At 59.4% G+C, this 3030-nt stretch carries 2 protein-coding genes; one reads left to right on the top strand and one right to left on the bottom strand.

Features of this window, described 5'->3' with window-relative positions:
* Positions 1-30 precede the first annotated feature (30 nt).
* On the bottom strand, positions 31-1587 hold the full coding sequence (locus AC1DW2_RS43580) for an ISL3 family transposase (RefSeq protein ID WP_477009185.1): 1557 nt from the start codon (positions 1585-1587) through the stop codon (positions 31-33).
* 142 nt (positions 1588-1729) lie between these two features.
* Here AC1DW2_RS43580 and AC1DW2_RS43575 point away from each other — a divergent pair, with 142 nt between their 5' ends.
* A complete protein-coding gene (locus AC1DW2_RS43575; RefSeq protein ID WP_475643600.1) occupies positions 1730-2761 on the top strand; it encodes an IS110 family RNA-guided transposase in 1032 nt (343 codons plus the stop codon).
* Positions 2762-3030: the final 269 nt, after the last annotated feature.

Raw genomic sequence — 3030 nt, 5'->3', positions numbered from 1 at the left:
GGCTCCGACGCAATTTTGGTGCAGCTCCGATTATTCTGCACCGATTAGCCTGGCCTGAAGGAGATCGATTTTCCCGCGACCGTACATCTGCCTTCTCACGAGCTTGAGGCGGGTGATCTGACCTTCAGTCTGTCCGTTGGACCAGGGCGAAGTGATTGCCGCCCGAACCGCCGCTTCATCCTTCGTGACGCCGCTGGCGAAGGAAGTCACGAGACTGGCGCGGGCGCGGTCGATCCACGGCGTGAGCCCTGCTTCGGCTCTGCGTCGGATCATCAAGTGGAATTCGGCGATGATCTCGCGAGCCTCGACCAAGGATGGTACGCCAGCTTCGATTGCCGCGACCGTGACGGTCTCTGCTTTCGTGAGCAGATCTCCGCCGATTGTCATGAGGCGCGCGATCGTTCTGGCCGATGGAATCCGCTGAAGGTTTCGTGCGTCGGGCTTTTCAGCCCTTCGTCTGCGGGTCGCCCACTCGCTGATGACGCGGAGCGAGCCTCTGAAGCCACGCGCCGTTAAACGACGCCAAAGTTCAGCCCCGTTTCGGCAGCCGGACGCCCACTGATCGTCGAGCCACGGCAAGTGTAAGTCCAACGAACTTTGCCGGGTCCGGAAGACATCGTGTCGTTCGCCGCGAATCGCCTGCCGTACCAGCTGCCTGCTGTGACCAGTCTGACGCACGATCTGCTTGATGGGTATGCCATTCTTCGACAGAGCCAGGATAGCCGCATTGGTCTCCTCGCGGCGCAGATAACCCTCATACTGGATCCGCTCTGCGGCTGTTAGCAGCTTGGGATCAATCGTGGTCGCGCCGATCACTGTGCGTATCTGGCGCATCGATTTGCGAACGGCATCGAGGAAGGCCCGACTGGCGTTCTCCATCAGATGCCAACGATCTGCAACCTGTACCGCATGCGGTAAGGCTCTTRCTGTCGCTTCGCCATATCCCCCACCACGGTCACGGGCAACGATCGCGATCGTGGGATGAGCAGCGAGCCAGGCTTGGGCAGTTGCGGGCTCCCGATCCGGGAGCAGGGTGACTACTCGGCGCCGCTCCAGGTTGCAGATGATGCTGGCGTATCTGTGGTTGCGCCGCCAGGCCCAATCATCAATGCCGATAACCCTGAGCGGATCAGCTGGCGGACGGCTACGGCGTCGGACCACGCGAAGGARCGTATCCTTGCTCACCGGCAGCATTAGCCGTTTTGCGAAGCCTGCTGCCGGTCGACCGCCAAGTGCCAGACCGAGGTGATGGACGATAGAGTCCAGCCTTGCCGTGCGTCGCGCCGACGGTGCCAGCACCCCTTCGGCGAAGCGCTCGGTGAAGATTTGGCGCCCGCATAGGACGGCGCCGCAACGGAAGCGACGAGCAATCACCAGAAGCTGTACGATCCGCCCCGAAAGGGGAAGATCAGTCACACGACGCCGGTATCGGCTATGGACGCGTCGGGAAACCGTTCCGCAAGATGGGCACAGACCAATGCTTCCCGACGCCCGGACCGCAATAACAGCCTTATCACCTTCGTAGTACGCACTCTCTACAACAAATCCACTCGGCACCAGACTGGAGCGCTGGAGTGCCTGCTGCATGGCGCTGATTCTCCCCCAAATCAAAGCGCCAGWCATCCCTCGAACTGCATCAAAAGTGATGGTGTGGAACGGCCCTTCGAACCGGCATCAAAAGTGCCTAACGTGGTCGCTTGGAGAGGCGCCACAAAGGAAGGACCGTTCCATGGAAAAGATTATCACGGTGGGTTTGGATTTGGCCAAGTCGATCTTTCAAGTTCACGGCATCGCCGAAAACGGAGAAGTTTTGGTTCGGCGCACGTTGCGACGATCGCAGGTGTTGCCATTCTTTCGAGGACTCCCCGCCTGCTTGGTAGGCATGGAGGCTTGTGCGAGTGCACATCACTGGGCGCGCGAGATCGCGGCCTTGGGCCACTCGGTCTGCATGATGCCGCCAGCCTACGTGAAGCCCTACGTCAAACGAAACAAGACCGACATGGCGGATGCTGAAGCCATTTGTGAGGCGGTCACCCGCCCGACAATGCGGTTCGTACCGGTGAAGACCGTCGAACAACAAGCAGCCGGCATGATTTTGCGAACGCGAGAGATGTTGATGAAGCAGCGCAGCCAGACTGCAAATGCCCTGCGCGCTCATATGGCCGAGTTGGGCATCATCGCGGGGACAGGCATGGCAAGCATCGCGAAGCTCCTGGTGCTGCTTCGCGATGAAAGAGATAACAGGATCCCCGGCGCCGCCCGCTTTGCCCTGATCCAATTCGCTGAACAGATTGAGCTACTTACAACCCGCATAGAGAAGCTTGACAGGGAGATTATGGTTGTCGTCAGAAAGGATCCAGATGCTAGGCGTCTGATGAGCATACCCGGTGTCGGTCCTCTCATCGCAGCTACTGTTCGGACATCGGTCTTGGATCCTCGTGGCTTTGCGACCGCACGAGATTTTGCGGCTTGGACGGGGCTAACGCCGAGGGCACGGTCTAGCGGCGGGAAAGAAAGGCTCGGGGCGATATCAAAACGTGGAAATCGGCAACTCCGGACGCTCTTGATCGTCGGCGCGACCTCGATCATCAAGCTTGCCAAAAGAGGCTTGAAGGTCCCGCTCTGGGTTCGGACCATGCTGCAAAGACGGCCGGTGAAGGTCGTGTCGGTGGCGCTGGCCAACAAGATTGCGCGCACCATCTGGGCTTTGCTGGTCAGAGGCGGCATCTATCAGCCACCGGCGGCAATGCTGAAATCTTAAAGCTCACCGGCAGAAGCAGAAGCTGCCGAAGAGGCAAGGTGCAAATCTGGATGAACCCTGAATGACGACATTCTCGGTAGCAATCAGACCGCCTGACTCACTGCGCTTCGAGCGCGAGAAATTGATTGGGCGATTGCTTCCGCGGATATCATCGTGGCCAGCGGCCGGGTGCCGCGTTCAAAGGCCGGACATATGACCGCACCGTCATCCCTTGTTCAACCAGAGAAAGATCTTGCAGCCCGGGCCGTTCCACATATGAGTCAGAGCCA

The organism is Bradyrhizobium sp. P3_C3 (genome assembly GCF_056402655.1).
The sequence above is the reverse complement of the archived record's forward strand: the minus strand, read 5'-3'. Positions and strand labels throughout refer to the sequence as shown.